Origin of the sequence: Desertibacillus haloalkaliphilus (assembly GCF_019039105.1) — a bacterium.
GTDB classification, from domain to species: domain Bacteria; phylum Bacillota; class Bacilli; order Bacillales; family KJ1-10-99; genus Desertibacillus; species Desertibacillus haloalkaliphilus.
This window is the reverse complement of the sequence record NZ_JAHPIV010000011.1, coordinates 107,218-121,689: the sequence shown is the minus strand read 5'-3', so window position 1 is coordinate 121,689 and position 14,472 is coordinate 107,218. Positions and strand designations below refer to the sequence as shown.

Genomic DNA, 14,472 nt, shown 5'->3' with positions numbered 1-14,472 from the left:
GCACCAGTTAAGAGAGCTTTTTAATGATGTTTATCATCGCACGATATGCAGCGCTATGTCCCAGTCCGCTGAGCTGGTTTATTGTGCCGGTGAAGTATAAGTCACGTTCAGGGTTGTAGAAGGCAAAAGCGCCAGATTGCCCCCAAAAACCTATTACTTCCTTAATTGGCTTTAGTGGTGAGATGATTCTAGGTACCCATAACTTTTCTAAGCCAATGCCATAGTAAAATTGACCTGGCAATAAGAGAAAATTCCATTGCTTGAGCTCTTCTACCTGTTCTTTCGGAAAAAAAACAGCCCTCAAAAAAAGCCCTTAAAAAAATCATTGTTTCTTTCGCGGTCGATACAATACCTCCTTCTGAAGAAATCGAAGAGATATATTTCTGAATGTGAATCACCTTGGATTTATAGTGAAGAGGAGCCAAATTTATATCATTTACATTTTCATACACATATGTTTTTGTTAGGTTAAGTTCCTCAAAGATATATATTCGAAAGGCGTCTGCGATGCTCATACCGGTAATGTTTTCAATCATTCTACCTAGGAGTTGATAGTTTGTATCAGAATAATTGACTTTCCCTTTTTGACCTGGTTTAAATTTAGGCTCTAATTCCTTTACAAGAGTCAATGTTTCCTCAAATGACCAGCTCCTGTCATGGCCCTTGAAAAGCTCTGAAGCCACTGTTTTTCCATTGGTTTGCTTATATGCGAAATAATCGGGGATGCCTGATGTGTTAGAGATCAAATGTTTGATCTTAATCTCATTTGAGTAATCAACTCCTTTTCGTACATGGATTCCATCGATAACCTTCTCAGATAAATAGTTACTGATGGGATCATCTAATTGCAACTGTCCTTTTTCTTTTAGGAGTAATACAATAGCCGTCACATATAATTTTGTAACACTCGCAATAAAGTACTGATCATCCTCATTTAAATTCCCATCTGCACCTATCCAGGAAAAGTCATCCCCTTGTTCCACACAAAGTACAGCACCAAAGTTGTTTCTTTTGCTAGTCATTTGGACAACGGTTTGATCGAGAAACGATTCATCTATTTTGCCCAACCCAATCCCCCCTGTTTACATGCGTTTTATCAGATCCAGTCAATTTTCGTGTTTACTCTTTTGCTTACGTAAATGAGCAGCGCTCACCACATCTTCAGCAACATCATCTGAAAAGGCAATCATCTGCTCCAAGTCAAACTCCTCTGGAACTGATCGGTTGGCAACCATCATCGTCAGTCCTAGTTGAAAGGCCCTCATCTTAAATAAAATCATTTTTAGTTCTTCGTCTGAAAACACTTGTAGTTCAGGTGTGCTTTTCATATGAGTGATAAGATAATCACCCATTTCTTGATCATATTCTTGCATATAATCGTTCGGCTTCATCGCAAATTCTTTGAATAGAACTGGGTATTCTTCAGCAAACTTTAGACTAGCAATACCAATATCTCGAAATGAATTTTCAGAATGTTGTTCATGTATCATATCCTCACTTAGCTGAACAATCTTTTTTACAACTGCCCTTTTAAGATCGTCAACATCAACAAAGTTAACGTAAATGGGGGCAATTGAGCTCCCTAACTGATCAGCGACTTTTCTAATCGTAATATTTTCAATCCCTTCCTTTTTAGCGATTTCAAAGGCTGCCTCAACGACCTCATCCTCGGAGAATTTTTTCTTTGGTGACATACTGTAACACTCCTTTTCCATATCAGTTGATATATATCACTTGATATACCATATGCATCCGATGTAACGTTTGCCATACCTAAAATTCAAATGTGAATTAAAAATAAAAGCAGTCCCTATTTTGTTTTAGGAACTGCTTTTTTGACATGCTAAAATATTTATTTCTTTATTAAGACTGATAGTAGTTTGTTCACAAGTCTCTTATTCCTAGTTCTCACTTCCGCTAGGAATATGTTGTTTAATTTCATCTGCAACTACTGTACTTTTCCTCGTTGCTAGATCAAACATGACAGTAATCACTTTCGCTTCTGTGATGACTTCATCCGATTCATTTAATATGACCTGTTTAAATTCAAAGCTCCTATTCCCCATTTTAATCGGGGTTGTCTTTACTCTTAGGTGTTCTCCTAATCTCGCTTCTTTCTTGAAATTAATATCAAGCCTTACAACGACGGTACCAATCTTCTTCTCGGACATGTCATCAAATGAAAGCCCCGCTTTACTAAACCATTGTCCGCGTCCACTTTCAAAATAACTGACATATACCTTGTTATTCACATGCCCTAATTGGTCAATCTCTTCTTCTCTTACCGCTATGTCCGTGATCGTCTCCATATCTCCACTCTTCCCCGTTCCTCTTTTTGATATGTTTATTATTCTACATTTTTAACCTAGTCACCTTCTAAATCTACCAAAAGGTGGAGTGAACAGCTTTCTTTTTTAATGATAAGGAATTGAATGAATAATGAAATAAGGTCCGGCATCAACACCGAACCTCATTAGACGATCTTATTTTTTAAAAGTCACTTGTTGTTTTTCTTCATTTAAATGGACGTATGTTTCACTTGGTTTTGTTTCAGAGATGATTCTACCATTACGTACAGAGTAACGGACAGGTGCTTGGCGACGAATCGCATCATATTCATCGCAAGCGTTAAGAACAATGAAGTTCGCAGGCTTTCCTTCTTCAATGCCATACTGATCGTCAATGTGTAATGTTTTTGCACTGTTTTTCGTTATCAAGTCAATTGAATTTACGATCTGGTCATACCCTAACAATTGACACACATGGATGCCCATATGGAGTACTTGTAGCATGTTTCCTGTTCCGAGCGGGTACCAAGGGTCAAAAATATCATCATGTCCAAAGCATACGTTAATTCCTGCTTCTTGTAATTCTTTCACGCGCGTCACTCCACGGCGTTTTGGGTACGAGTCAAAGCGACCTTGCAAGTGAATGTTAACAAGTGGATTAGCGACAAAATTAATGTTTGACAATTTTAATAGGCGGAAGAGCTTTGATGTATATGCATCATTGTATGAATGCATCGCGGTTGTATGACTAGCTGTGACACGCTCTCCCATCCCGAGACGGTAGGCTTCGGCGGCAACAACCTCGACAAAGCGAGATTGTTCGTCATCAATTTCATCGCAATGTATATCAATGAGACGATCATATTTTTCAGCTAGTGCGAATGCTTTTTTCATCGACTCGACGCCATACTCACGCGTGAATTCAAAGTGCGGAATCCCCCCAACGACGTCAGCCCCCATTCGTAGTGATTCTTCAAGTAATTCTTCCCCATTTGGGTACGACAGGATCCCTTCTTGAGGAAAAGCCACGAGCTGTAAATCGAGATTGGCTGACACTTCTTCTTTTACTTCTAATAACGCTTCTAATGCAATTAATGATGGGTCCGTCACGTCTACATGAGTTCGAACATGCTGGATCCCTTGAGCGATTTGCCAAGTTAAAGCTTTTTTCGCACGGGCTTTAACGTCTTCCTTCGTTAATGACTCTTTACGCTCCGACCAACGTTGAATCCCTTCAAACAGCGTTCCACTTTTGTTCCACTCAGGCTCACCAGCTGTTAGCGTTGTGTCGAGATGAATATGTGGCTCAACGAAGGGTGGAAGGACAAGACTTCCTTCCACATCGAGCACCTCTCCTTCATACCCTTCCACCGTTTCAGCGATTGTTTCAAATTGATTGTTTTTGATTAAGATTTGCCATAGACCGTTCCGACCTCTTAATTTCGCGTTTTTTATTAACATTTAGCTCACCTTTCTCTCTTCAGTCATTATTTCTTCATGCTTGTTACGTTTTTTGATATAAGTGAGAACGATATAGGCCACTGCCGAACCGACAAGCGCATTTAATGGTGCAATCCCAGGAACAAAGGTTGCAGTCAGGACTCCGATCCCCCATGCTGCTAATGCCATCCAGTTCACAACTTCAATGGCACTTTCTTTTAATTCTTTTCCACGACGGATGATAAAGTAATCTGCCAAAATAATCGCGCCAATCGGTGGTAATGTTGAACCTAGGAACGTTAACCAATCGACAAAGTTATTGTACAACCACATCGCTAATACCGTTCCGACAATACCGTTAAAAATGACAACTTTGCTTTTTGAGATTTTTGTAATGTGTGAAAAACCTAGACCTGATGCATAGAGTGCATTATCATTCGTCGTCCAAATATTCAGACCGAGGATGATAATCGCTGGGATGATTAAGCCTTGTAAAAACATCACTTCAGAGATATCAGATTCACCCGTGGCAATCGCACCAACTGCTCCGAAAAGAAACATTAATGAATTTCCGATAAAAAATGCGATGACCGTTGTGAAGAATCCGGTTTTCTTCGTTTTCGCAAACCGAGCAAAGTCAGGTGTTAATGTCCCCGCACTAATAAATGAACCGATACAAATCGTTAATGCCACAGCTAATGCCATGCTTTCAGCGGGTTGGTACTCAAGTAAGCCGCCTAATCCACCAACTGTATTTGCAGCTTCATACGTCGAGAGACTACCGAGGATCGCAATCGATGGGACAGCGATGATACTTAACACCGTTAATGCTTTCATTCCCAGATAAGCCGTTGCTGTCATTAACACACCAGCAATCGCAATCAAAACATACGTATCAATGCCAGTTACTCGTTGTACAGGAAAAGCAAACATCGCCACCCCGACACCAAACCAACCGACCTGTGTTGCGCCTAACATAAACGATGCGACATACGAACCTTTTTCACCGAAAGCGTAGCGTGCTAAAAGGTGTGTCGATAAACCAGTTTTCGCAGCGATATAACCTAATGTCCCTGTATAGAGTCCGAGTATCAAGTTCCCGAGGATAACAATAAGGATAAACTGCGTAAAGGTTAGCCCTGCACCGAGACTCCCTCCCGACCACATACTTGCTGAGAAAAATGTTAGTCCTAGCATAACGGCGAACATCTTCCAAAACCCTTGTCTCGCCGTTTGTGGTACTGGTTGTAATGCGTAATCACGATCAACTGTTTGTTTCATGCCAATTCCTCCAATGATTTTAGATTCCTGGCACCATGGAGTTTGAAGCTTTCGTTACGATGGGTGGTTTTGTGCAAACAAAAAAGGCTTCTTATCAACCTTTTTTGCTGACAAGAAACCTAGATACGTATACATAGTTAGATAAGGCCTCAAAAAAGATACACGAATCCCCTATCTGTAACGACCTACCTTGTCAGCCTCACGGGACTGAATTAAAGGTACCAGTTATTAAGTTACTAACATTATCAATGAAGGAATGGAAAATGTCAACAAATTTTTAAAAATGGGTGCCTGACCCCCGGTACGTTAACGCGTTACTGCGCCGTGGGTCAGGCACCTGTTAATACTCATCATAAATATGATCAGCATTCTTAAAGCGAATTTCTTCTGAATTTAACGTGCCCATCTTATCACTGCGATCTTCTCTACCAGCTGGAGGAGGCCCATCTGGCATTACATCTTGATTATCACGAAATACTGCTTTTTGCTGTTTTTTATTAGAACTCGACACCCGTATCACTCCCTTCTGTGATTAATGTTACTTATGTTCTCCAAAGTATGTATTGTCATTCTTGGTGCCAGGCACCCCCTGTAGGGTGCCTGGCACCAAGAACCCGAATTGGAGTATACTTATCATGGAAAGGATGTGAGTGGATGTCATTTTTCAAATCACGTGACAATCAAGAAAAGCATATCGATCAAATACAGGAATACTTAATCCCTGGAGAGCAGTTGGAACAAACGTACGGATTAGTCATTGATTTCGTTGCCTTAACGGATAAGCGGATTTTGTTTGTTGATAAGAGCTTTGTATCTAAGGCGACCGCTGTTGTCACAATCCCGTATAGCAAAATCGAAGAAATTGCTATCCAAAAAAGTGGCACGCTTTCTTTTACGAATAAAGTCGAGATCACAACGAAGGGCGGATCGCACGAACTCTCATTCGTTAAGGGTGCCGATGTTTTCGGTTTTTACAAAAAACTCACCTCAAAGATTTGTGATTAATCGCAAATCATTCATGGTGCCAGGCACCGAGGTGCCTGGCACCATCTCTTCTCACGGGCAACAAATACAGAACGTGTGCTGAATGCTAATAAACCCAAAACAATCTAAACCTTTCTCTCCCTCACAACGAACTGTTATTCGTCGTAAGTTTTCTACCTGGATCGTGTCTTCTAAGAGCTCAGGCGTTAACCTTCTTTCAATTACTTCGTCGTCGGTTTCAATCATTGCAACAATATCACATTCACTAAGATTAAATATAGCGACCAATGATTTATTATGATTGGTAGTAAGGTTTTTGAAGTACGTTCTTTCCGTTCCATCACAAGGCTGGGCTATCGTTGCTCCTAAAATAGTCGTATCCGTAAAACATTTTGGTTCACGAACTCCCATCATAATCGCTCCTTTATAAATGTTTGTTTCTTCTTTTTACGGACAACAAATACAAAATGTTTTCTCAAAGAATATGAAGCCCGTACAAAGTGCTGTCTCATCCCCTTCACATCTCACTGCAATTCTTCTTACATTTTCAGCAACGATGCTGATCTCCCCAAAGCCAATTGGCTCATGAACAAGAACAGGTATTGGTTCTGGAGTGGGGTCCTCATCTGTTTCGATAAAAAGAAACATCGTACATGGAGGCGGTGTAGAACTTACAACATGAAGTGATACCTTATTATGATTTTCCGTGAAATCTTCAAAGTACGTTCGTTCTGTGCCATCACACGGTTGTTCAACCGTCGGAATGGCATTATGACTTGCAATTGAACAGTTCTTTTTACCCATTGTTCTCTCCCCTTTTCTTCTTTTCTTCTTTTCTTTAAGTCAATCCCTGTTTATCCTTGGCTTTAAGATTCGTGTAAAAGCTTATAAATCGTTTTGTTTTTCGGATTGTTATAAGCGTATTCACGCACCTTAGCCAACACCTGGTCAAGACGGCTCGTATCATGCCCCAACTTTGTTTGATGACTTTTAATCTTCATTAACCTTTGATAATGAGGATCACCTTCCAAAACCGTCCTCTCAAATTGGGCTCGTAACTCATCCTTTTCAACTCCTTGATCCAGCAGTTCCACAAGACTGTCCATTTTCTGCATTTCAAGAAGCCGTCTAATAGGCAGTAGGTCACCTCTATTCAACAGCAATCCCTCCTTTTTTATTTTTATATTCAAATCAGGTTATTTTGTATAGATAGATGGAAGATGGAAAATACCTATTTTGAAAAGAACTAGGTCACTCTTAGGGGGATAAACAAGCATATTGAGAAAAATTTCATAACTTATAAATACAGACTTTCTGTTTTTAGGAGAGGATACTATGGCCGAATCAAAGCTTTCTATCAATTCATTGGATACAGAATATGAACGATACGTAGGCAAATGGAGAAAGTATACATTGATGAAACAGAAGAAAAAAGTACGTCAACACCTACCAAAGACAAAACTGTTTTCAAAAAAATCTCTATGGAAGATGCTTGATAAATATGGAGAAGTTATCGTGAAACCAAGCTACGGAAAATATGGGAGGAAAGTTGCGAAGATCTCTTGCATGAACGATGGAAAAATCAAGCTTCATATGGAACAAAAGAAAAAAGTGTTTTGTAATAGAGAAGAAGCCTATACCTATCTTTCAAACTCGTATTTAAATGGCAAGTGTCACATCATCCAACAATATATACCACTTGCGACAATTAACGAATGTCCATTCGATCTAAGGGTTATGGTGCAGCGGAAAAAAGAATCTGATGATTGGATGGTAACTGGCGTAGCAGCTAAAGTAGCAGCAAGCGGATTTGCGGTTACGAATGTAGCTAAACAAGTATTAAATCTTGAAACAGCTATCGAACAATCAAATATAGTAGTAGACGATAAGTGTAAACTGATCGAAGAAATGAACAAGGCTTCTGTAAAAAACGTTCAGAGCATACAAGATTACTACCCTGAATACCGAGGTATCGGGTTAGATGTAGGCGTTGACCCAAAAGGGGATATATGGATCATAGAAGCAAATTTAGAGCCTACCATCGATATGTTTATGGAGTTAAATGATCGCTCCGCACTTCGAAAGATTCGCGCCTATAATCGAGGGTAAAACACGAAACGGTGCCAGGCACCCCTTTTAAGGTGCCTGGCACCCGAGAATGTTTTAAATCCCGCAAGCCAACGTCCCGTTTTTCTGGAAATACTTCTGATGATATTCCTCAGCTTGATAGAATGGTTTGGCTGGTGCAACTTCTGTGACAATCAGCTTTGGACTCGTACGGTTTAATTCAGCTTTCTTCTTCACCGCTACTTCTAGTTGCTGAAGGTTTTGAAAGAAGATCGCCGAACGGTATTGTGTGCCGACATCAATTCCTTGACGATTACGTGTTGTTGGATTATGACATTCAAAAAATTTATCCACTAGTTCTGCATATGAAATTTTCCACGGATTATACCAAATCTCAATCGCTTCTGCATGACCGGTTTGACCTGATTTCACTTCTTCATAAGAAGGGTGCTCTACATCGCCACCTGTATAACCGACTCTTGTTTCTTCTACGCCACGAACCTCTTCAAAAAATGCTTCAACACCCCAAAAACAACCTGCTGCAAATACTGCTTTTTCCATTTTACTCGCTCCTTTTCGAGCGATAAACCTTCTTTCCATATACAAAAACTTGGCTTTTCATCAACCGATGGCGAAAACCTTAGTTGACGTTATACTATCGTCCTAACGCTAATAAATTCTGATAGTATAAGAAAAACCTCTCTAATGAATGTAGAGAGGTTATCGTATATGTATACGATCCTCTCATCTCCCAAGGAAGTCAATCCTTGCAGGAATTAGCACCGTTCAAATCAATGACTTGATTTAATGGTTGCCGGGTTTCAAAGGGCCAGTCCCTCCACCACTCTGGATAAGAAGTCTATCGCTATTAATTTTTATTTGTTAAATAAAATTGTATCTGATTGGTGGCTACTTTGCAAGGAAAATTTTCAAAAATAAATAAAATCACCTTTGCATTACATTTTAAAAGGCAAATCACCCAATCATTCAAGATGATTAGGTGAGTCCATATCAAACTCTTATGCTCCATTTAACAGCTCATGGGTTTTTTCTAATATCTCTTCGTCCTTTAAACGGAATTTAAATTCGACTCGTCGAGATTCTTGGTTGCTATAGTTACCCTCTACATCCGTACGACCATCTGTATAGGATCGACCGTTGACGGTTAGCTTATCTTTCAAATGTGCTTGGATGTTCTGATAAGGAAAATCATCGCTGAGCACATATTCTGCGACACTAAATGCTCGCTCTTGCGACAGCTCGAGATTGTATAGATAGTCACCAATTCTGTCCGCATGACCTTCGATAATAATTTCTGAAATATACTCTTCATAGCCGCTTTCTAAGAGGACATCTAAATAAGCGGGTACAAATTCATCTAAAAACGTAAACGCCTCAGGCTTTAACACCGTTTCATCAAACGCAAACAAAATGTCCGTATCAAAGATCAGAGCACCAGTCTCCTCATCAATTTCAACATTTAACGTTGAATCACTAAATTCATCATTCAAGTCATTAATTAAATCGACTCTAACCCCCATGATTTGATCAATCGTCCGATTCATCTCTTCAATCTGAAACGATTTGATCACCATCATGATAATAAAAATTAAAATAAAACATAAAAGAAGCGCTGTTAATAAATCCGTAAATGATGGCCAAAAGTGTCCTTCCTCTTGTTCACCATGGAATAGTTTTTTATACTTCTTAATCATTGCTTCCAACCCTTACTCTCGTTGGTTGACTCATCGCCCCTTGAGAGAGCGACTGGAGTTGACGATTTAACGTGTGAATTTCTTGACTTAATTCACTGATCGTCTGTTGCATAAAACGAGCGCTTCTTTGCTGTTGATCTTCTGTAATTTCTCCGATTTGCTTAAATTCTTTTTTCATCGCGTCGTTAATATCGACAACATAACCACCGATGTTGCGACTCACCTTATCGAGGCGGTCACCCAGGGTTCCCTCTAAACTGCTAACATACCTTGAGAGGGTGTCTTTTAGCACGGACACGCTTGATTCAATCTGATTTTCGCGGTGGTTAAATGAATCTTTCATATCTGCAATCGTACGGTTGATTTCAGTAAGCATTTGATGATTCTTAACGCCCACTTGCTCATAGGAACGAGAGGCAGCATTTAAATGCTTTTCAAACGATTGCGATTCTCTGGCGTGAGCCCGTAAATGATCATGGAACTCTTGATTAAATTGCTGAAGCTCTTCAAGTCGACCTGACAAGAGACTTTTATATTCTTCTTGAGCGGTATGAATCGTTTCTAGTGCCTCAGGCAGGCGAACAATCGAATTTCCGAGTTTATCGAAGTCGTTCTTCAGCCCTCTTAAATGCGTTGAAATCCCGCTCAGCTTCGAGCTTAAATCGCCTCCAAAAATTCGCGCAAACTGTTCGTTATTCGTTTTCATCATCGATACAAGATTCTCACTTTGTGCAGTCGCTCGCACAAATGAGCCATGAATCGATTCCTGCTTCTCACTAATGGAGGCAAAATAGTTTTTCCAATCAACAACAGCTGTCTGGAATTGGTTCATCGTTTCTTTCTGTGACGTTGTTAATTCGTCTATCTTCCTATACGTTTCCGTAAAAGCACTTGCCATTCGTTCATTTCGCTGATCCATGTTATAAAAATAAGCAAATAACTGCTCAAAGTTTTTATTTAGCTTCTTAACTCCTTGATCAAAACCGTTCGTCACTTCTTTCATCCGGTTAAAAATGACCGTGAAATCTTTTAAGTTTTCAGTTAAACCGTCATTAAACTTCGCTAAGTCCTTTGCCGATTGCTGCAAACCAGCCGTATATTCCTTAAAACCGTCAAACGATTGGACAATGTTTTGTAACGATTCCTGATTCGTTTCACGAAGCTCAACGATCGATGCGTTAATCGTTTCGGACACAGTAATCAAGCGTGCCATTCCATCTTGTTCGTTTTCCTCTAAATGAGATTCGGTTTTGAGCATGATGTCGGTTAACATATATTCGGTATTCGCTACTTTCGTGATCACCGTCATCAGTAATGATAACCCCATACCCGTGATACTCGTATAGAACGCAACATCAATTCCCGCGAGAACGAGTGCGACATTTTCTACGAGTTGATCGCCTGTAGCATTAATACTTCCGAGCGACATTGCCAGTCCAATGAATGTCCCTAACACCCCGACTAAAATAAAAACAGAAACGGTCATCTGCACCATTTTAATAATACTCACAATCGGTAGATTAAACATTCGCCAACTTGAAAATTTATTTTGGACAAAGGTTTCAACTTTTACCGATTCTTGCTGACTTTTTTGCTCATACTCTGCTTGAAACCGGTTAACTGGGTCAATATCCAGAGAATGAGTGTCATTAATAAAATTCCGTACTCGTCTCAATTTCCTATACAAGGTAAAGTGAATGATGACAGCTACGATAAAAGTTACAAACAACACCATAAAAATAAATTCGATCAATGGATTGGATAAAATCGATTGAGCTTGCTCCTGACTGATAAATAACTGTAAAATCGCTTCAACCATAACAATCCCCCTAACAAAGATGACTTGTCACTACATTAGCCTTGTTAATAGCTATTCTCTACGTGGACAAATCATGCATGGAACGATGGAAAGCAGCGGGATCAAAACAAATTCCAAGTCCTTGACCCTCACGCTTCAATTAAAGGCGGCGCGATTCTGTAAATGACTCTCATTGCTCGCGCACTCCGATAAAAAAGGCCACTGATCCCAAAAACCAGTAGCCAAAATTTTCATTAGATTCTCTTTTTCACATCTTCTCTAATCGAATCAATCATACGTTCAGATAAGTTGGCCGGAACCGATTTATCATCTTCAAACATCCATGCATTCACCGTTTCTAGATCCTCTTTGCTAAAGGAAATGCTATAATCTTGATTGTTGTAAGTAAAGTCCGTCGTTACGAATTCTTCGGTATAATACTCATCATCGACAACCATTCGTTTGATTTCATAATCCTTCACGGTCTATGTCTCCTTTTTACAGTCATTAGTCTTTAGAATGAACGGAATATCAACGTTTATGCACGATAACTATTTCTACCTACCCGAACCCAATCAAGAGACTTTATTCCCTTCAGCAAAAACACTGTGATACGATGGACGAGTTGAATAACATACTAAGGAGCGATTCACTTGATCGATTTGAATTTTGAAAAATATACAGAAATGACATTGACAGATTTTCAACTAAAAGATAGTTACGATGTACAGCAATGGACACATTGTATTGTTCGCTTTATGTGTGATAACATGCCCGAAGATATCGAAGACCCGGAGGCACTCGTGATCTTGAACCAAGAAAACGACGTGTTACAAATTTCGCTTTACGAAGAGGGCTGTGACTCTCCGAATTATCAATTCACTGACGGTGAAAAAAAGCAAATCACCAATTGGCTATTAGCAACGATCCGCGAGGGTTAAGCCTCCCAATTTGTCGTTTCCATCTATCCCCTGCACTACCAAATAATTGACGTTTACGACTGCCAGCATCCATAGTATTATATATATAGAACGTTGAAACAGATCGTAATAGACGGGGAGGTAGCGGTGCCTTGTAACCTGCAATCCGCTATAGCAGGGTCAAATTCCTATAGAAGGTATCTTGATGTGTGGTCAGTCCTTTTAATTTGATGTTGAGGAAAAAGTCTTTTGTGACGAAACGCCTACGAACGGGTCAGATCCGGAAGGAAGCAGCCATAAGCAGGAGCTGTTTCGTGTATGAAAGGTCACTTTTTCTGAGTCAGAGCAAAAGACAACGCATGGATCATGATGTCGTATATAGGTTTACGATTTACATAGAGATTGACGATATTAAGGTAGTCAAAAGGTAGAATCAACCTTTTGGCTACCTTTTTTTAGTACTAAAAAACCACTATTATCCTACATAGTTCGTCCAAACATGATTACAATGACTTCATAAAATATACTAACAAAAGATTGGAGGTGAAACTTCATGAGTGATCACAAGCACAGAAGAGATTTTAACTTTGCGTTAATTGTTGTGCTGTTCATCTTACTCATCATTGTCGGAACAGCGTATGTAACGCCTTATTATTAAGGAACTCCCTCCTGCTTGTCGGGGCCACCATATGAGAACACTCCCGAAAAGAGCCCTCGCTGGGCTCTTTTTCCATAACATAGTCATGGAAATTCTAATATGTATTTGGTTTATAGTTTGTTATATACTGAATTCTTTGTTTTCAATGATAGAGTCAATACATTATTTTTAAAGATGGTAAATGAAGTTTTTTGGAATGTCTAATTGGTCAAAATGAAAGAATGAGAAAAGGCAAGGCGGGGCCTTCCCTTTTCATTGCTCATCTTAAATTTAATGCATTCAGTTCATTCCAAAATAGATCGCTACAAGTCCAACGGCAATCGCAAACAGAGCGAATCCTTTTTCCTTTGAAAATAAGCCGACGATTCCAACGATAATCGCAACAGTCCCTAAAAAGAAGTGTAAGAAAAACAAGCCGAGGATACCGAGCATAATTGCAATCCAGCCAATCAACCTACTCATCTTCACACTCATTTTTAATCCTCCTCCCTAGAAGTTCGCATTGTAAACGCTTTCAAAAATAAGGAGCATTAAGGATCCTCATGTACAAACAAACTTATTCATATTGGTTTCTAATATCATATTCACGAATGGTTCCATTGAACACAAAATCTTGTGTTTTTTATTCAAAAAAGAGAGCGAATCCATGAGGGCCGAGCCATTACTCTTCCTGAATTTTCCTGCCTGTTACTTTTTCGGAAGTCTCCGAATCCATTCGCTCTCCTACCCTTCAACACTCACAACCCAATTTAAAATTATAAATCTTTAAACCCCTTCCGGTGGATACGGGGTTGGTGTTGGGTCTGCAAAATGTGAGTATTTCTCGTCAATATAATCACGGACTTCCGTTAGAGGCTTTCCTTCGTCTCGCATTTGTTGTACATCCAGTACAATCTCGATGCAGATTCCTCAGCCAGCACCGTGCGAATCATAAACAATCATTTCATCTGTGGCTTGTTCGTTATCAATGAAACAATCTTTGACACTTTCATGGTTGAATGGTTCAACAAAACAATTACAATAGCAAGGAATATGGTCTAAATCATCACCATGGTCAACGGCATATTGATAAGCATCTATCGCCCCCGGATGATGGGCTTCTAGTACATAATCAGGAAAATCGTACTCATCACTCAACGCCTCTTGCTCCCCATTTCCGCTGCAACCAACAGCTACAAGCAAAACTATGGCAAACAAGGCTATTTTTAGTAAGCGTTCTTTCAAAAAGAATCCTCCTCTCTGTGACGATCTCTGATGACGAACTGTATGATTATAATAATCATAGCTTATTTATATCATAATCATCTGTGAATAACGTCAC

19 protein-coding genes, 1 other RNA gene and 1 riboswitch are annotated in these 14,472 nt (G+C 39.6%); of the genes, 5 read left to right on the top strand and 15 right to left on the bottom strand.

Annotated features, from left to right (window positions below):
- Window positions 1–188: 188 nt before the first annotated feature.
- The 6 genes from KH400_RS13645 to KH400_RS13620 form a co-directional block, all read right to left on the bottom strand.
- Window positions 189–1,067, bottom strand: a complete 879-nt coding sequence (locus KH400_RS13645; RefSeq protein ID WP_246589560.1) for a serine hydrolase domain-containing protein — start codon at window positions 1,065–1,067, stop codon at window positions 189–191.
- Between the two features lie 39 nt (window positions 1,068–1,106).
- A complete protein-coding gene (locus KH400_RS13640; RefSeq protein ID WP_217225394.1) occupies window positions 1,107–1,694 on the bottom strand; it encodes a TetR/AcrR family transcriptional regulator in 588 nt (195 codons plus the stop codon).
- A gap of 207 nt (window positions 1,695–1,901) precedes the next feature.
- The gene (locus KH400_RS13635; RefSeq protein WP_217225392.1) at window positions 1,902–2,309 is read right to left on the bottom strand and encodes an acyl-CoA thioesterase; all 408 of its coding nucleotides are present in this window, start codon (window positions 2,307–2,309) and stop codon (window positions 1,902–1,904) included.
- A gap of 174 nt (window positions 2,310–2,483) precedes the next feature.
- On the bottom strand, window positions 2,484–3,749 hold the full coding sequence (locus KH400_RS13630; protein ID WP_217225390.1) for a cytosine deaminase: 1,266 nt from the start codon (window positions 3,747–3,749) through the stop codon (window positions 2,484–2,486).
- Window positions 3,750–5,009, bottom strand: a complete 1,260-nt coding sequence (gene codB, locus KH400_RS13625) for a cytosine permease (RefSeq protein ID WP_217225387.1) — start codon at window positions 5,007–5,009, stop codon at window positions 3,750–3,752.
- 340 nt (window positions 5,010–5,349) lie between these two features.
- A complete protein-coding gene (locus tag KH400_RS13620) occupies window positions 5,350–5,520 on the bottom strand; it encodes a hypothetical protein (protein ID WP_217225385.1) in 171 nt (56 codons plus the stop codon).
- A gap of 143 nt (window positions 5,521–5,663) precedes the next feature.
- Here KH400_RS13620 and KH400_RS13615 point away from each other — a divergent pair, with 143 nt between their 5' ends.
- Window positions 5,664–6,014, top strand: a complete 351-nt coding sequence (locus KH400_RS13615) for a PH domain-containing protein (protein WP_217225383.1) — start codon at window positions 5,664–5,666, stop codon at window positions 6,012–6,014.
- A 51-nt stretch (window positions 6,015–6,065) separates the two neighbouring features.
- Here KH400_RS13615 and KH400_RS13610 read toward each other — a convergent pair whose 3' ends face one another.
- From KH400_RS13610 to KH400_RS13600, 3 genes are all read right to left on the bottom strand, one after another.
- On the bottom strand, window positions 6,066–6,407 hold the full coding sequence (locus KH400_RS13610) for a hypothetical protein (protein WP_217225381.1): 342 nt from the start codon (window positions 6,405–6,407) through the stop codon (window positions 6,066–6,068).
- 33 nt (window positions 6,408–6,440) lie between these two features.
- Window positions 6,441–6,797: a hypothetical protein gene (locus KH400_RS13605; protein ID WP_217225379.1), complete on the bottom strand. Its 357-nt coding sequence runs from the start codon at window positions 6,795–6,797 to the stop codon at window positions 6,441–6,443.
- Between the two features lie 62 nt (window positions 6,798–6,859).
- Window positions 6,860–7,150, bottom strand: a complete 291-nt coding sequence (locus KH400_RS13600; RefSeq protein WP_217225376.1) for a hypothetical protein — start codon at window positions 7,148–7,150, stop codon at window positions 6,860–6,862.
- Between the two features lie 178 nt (window positions 7,151–7,328).
- On the opposite strand from KH400_RS13600, the gene KH400_RS13595 reads away from it, so the two are divergent.
- Window positions 7,329–8,102 carry a YheC/YheD family protein gene (locus KH400_RS13595; RefSeq protein WP_217225374.1) on the top strand — a complete coding sequence of 258 codons (774 nt, stop codon included), beginning with the start codon at window positions 7,329–7,331 and terminating at the stop codon, window positions 8,100–8,102.
- Window positions 8,103–8,156: 54 nt separating this feature from the next.
- Here the strand turns inward: KH400_RS13595 and msrA are convergent, their stop codons facing one another.
- The 4 genes from msrA to KH400_RS13575 all read right to left on the bottom strand — a co-directional run bounded on the left by msrA (window position 8,157) and on the right by KH400_RS13575 (window position 12,055).
- Complete coding sequence (msrA, locus tag KH400_RS13590; RefSeq protein WP_217225372.1) at window positions 8,157–8,621, bottom strand: peptide-methionine (S)-S-oxide reductase MsrA; 465 nt, start codon at window positions 8,619–8,621, stop codon at window positions 8,157–8,159.
- 180 nt (window positions 8,622–8,801) lie between these two features.
- A riboswitch (SAM riboswitch) is annotated at window positions 8,802–8,917 on the bottom strand.
- A 162-nt stretch (window positions 8,918–9,079) separates the two neighbouring features.
- Entirely contained in the window at window positions 9,080–9,775 is a 696-nt protein-coding gene (locus KH400_RS13585) for an OmpA family protein (RefSeq protein ID WP_217225370.1), read from the bottom strand.
- Window positions 9,768–11,594, bottom strand: coding sequence for a MotA/TolQ/ExbB proton channel family protein (locus tag KH400_RS13580; RefSeq protein ID WP_217225368.1), 1,827 nt, complete (start codon window positions 11,592–11,594; stop codon window positions 9,768–9,770). Before KH400_RS13580 ends, KH400_RS13585 begins: the two co-directional genes overlap by 8 nt.
- Window positions 11,595–11,827: 233 nt before the next feature.
- Window positions 11,828–12,055, bottom strand: a complete 228-nt coding sequence (locus tag KH400_RS13575; protein WP_217225366.1) for a hypothetical protein — start codon at window positions 12,053–12,055, stop codon at window positions 11,828–11,830.
- Between the two features lie 171 nt (window positions 12,056–12,226).
- On the opposite strand from KH400_RS13575, the gene KH400_RS13570 reads away from it, so the two are divergent.
- From KH400_RS13570 to KH400_RS13560, 3 genes are all read left to right on the top strand, one after another.
- The gene (locus tag KH400_RS13570) at window positions 12,227–12,514 is read left to right on the top strand and encodes a hypothetical protein (protein ID WP_217225364.1); all 288 of its coding nucleotides are present in this window, start codon (window positions 12,227–12,229) and stop codon (window positions 12,512–12,514) included.
- 103 nt (window positions 12,515–12,617) lie between these two features.
- Window positions 12,618–12,883, top strand: an RNA gene (gene ffs / locus KH400_RS13565) — signal recognition particle sRNA large type.
- A gap of 163 nt (window positions 12,884–13,046) precedes the next feature.
- Window positions 13,047–13,151 carry a YjcZ family sporulation protein gene (locus KH400_RS13560; protein WP_217225362.1) on the top strand — a complete coding sequence of 35 codons (105 nt, stop codon included), beginning with the start codon at window positions 13,047–13,049 and terminating at the stop codon, window positions 13,149–13,151.
- 279 nt (window positions 13,152–13,430) lie between these two features.
- Here the strand turns inward: KH400_RS13560 and KH400_RS13555 are convergent, their stop codons facing one another.
- Together KH400_RS13555 and KH400_RS24110 are read right to left on the bottom strand one after the other, a co-directional pair.
- Complete coding sequence (locus KH400_RS13555; protein ID WP_217225361.1) at window positions 13,431–13,625, bottom strand: hypothetical protein; 195 nt, start codon at window positions 13,623–13,625, stop codon at window positions 13,431–13,433.
- A gap of 291 nt (window positions 13,626–13,916) precedes the next feature.
- Window positions 13,917–14,375: a PCYCGC motif-containing (lipo)protein gene (locus KH400_RS24110; RefSeq protein WP_369009380.1), complete on the bottom strand. Its 459-nt coding sequence runs from the start codon at window positions 14,373–14,375 to the stop codon at window positions 13,917–13,919.
- Window positions 14,376–14,472: the final 97 nt, after the last annotated feature.

Excerpts from the sequence above, each read along its gene's own strand:
- KH400_RS13640 (WP_217225394.1), bottom strand. The coding sequence starts at position 1,694 with ATGTCACCAAAGAAAAAATTCTCCGAGGATGAGGTCGTTGAGGCAGCC.
- KH400_RS13635 (WP_217225392.1), bottom strand. The coding sequence starts at position 2,309 with ATGGAGACGATCACGGACATAGCGGTAAGAGAAGAAGAGATTGACCAA.
- KH400_RS13630 (WP_217225390.1), bottom strand. The coding sequence starts at position 3,749 with ATGTTAATAAAAAACGCGAAATTAAGAGGTCGGAACGGTCTATGGCAA.
- codB (WP_217225387.1), bottom strand. The coding sequence starts at position 5,009 with ATGAAACAAACAGTTGATCGTGATTACGCATTACAACCAGTACCACAA.
- KH400_RS13615 (WP_217225383.1), top strand. The coding sequence starts at position 5,664 with ATGTCATTTTTCAAATCACGTGACAATCAAGAAAAGCATATCGATCAA.
- KH400_RS13610 (WP_217225381.1), bottom strand. The coding sequence starts at position 6,407 with ATGATGGGAGTTCGTGAACCAAAATGTTTTACGGATACGACTATTTTA.
- KH400_RS13605 (WP_217225379.1), bottom strand. The coding sequence starts at position 6,797 with ATGGGTAAAAAGAACTGTTCAATTGCAAGTCATAATGCCATTCCGACG.
- KH400_RS13595 (WP_217225374.1), top strand. The coding sequence starts at position 7,329 with ATGGCCGAATCAAAGCTTTCTATCAATTCATTGGATACAGAATATGAA.
- msrA (WP_217225372.1), bottom strand. The coding sequence starts at position 8,621 with ATGGAAAAAGCAGTATTTGCAGCAGGTTGTTTTTGGGGTGTTGAAGCA.
- KH400_RS13585 (WP_217225370.1), bottom strand. The coding sequence starts at position 9,775 with ATGATTAAGAAGTATAAAAAACTATTCCATGGTGAACAAGAGGAAGGA.
- KH400_RS13580 (WP_217225368.1), bottom strand. The coding sequence starts at position 11,594 with ATGGTTGAAGCGATTTTACAGTTATTTATCAGTCAGGAGCAAGCTCAA.
- KH400_RS13560 (WP_217225362.1), top strand. The coding sequence starts at position 13,047 with ATGAGTGATCACAAGCACAGAAGAGATTTTAACTTTGCGTTAATTGTT.
- KH400_RS13555 (WP_217225361.1), bottom strand. The coding sequence starts at position 13,625 with ATGAGTGTGAAGATGAGTAGGTTGATTGGCTGGATTGCAATTATGCTC.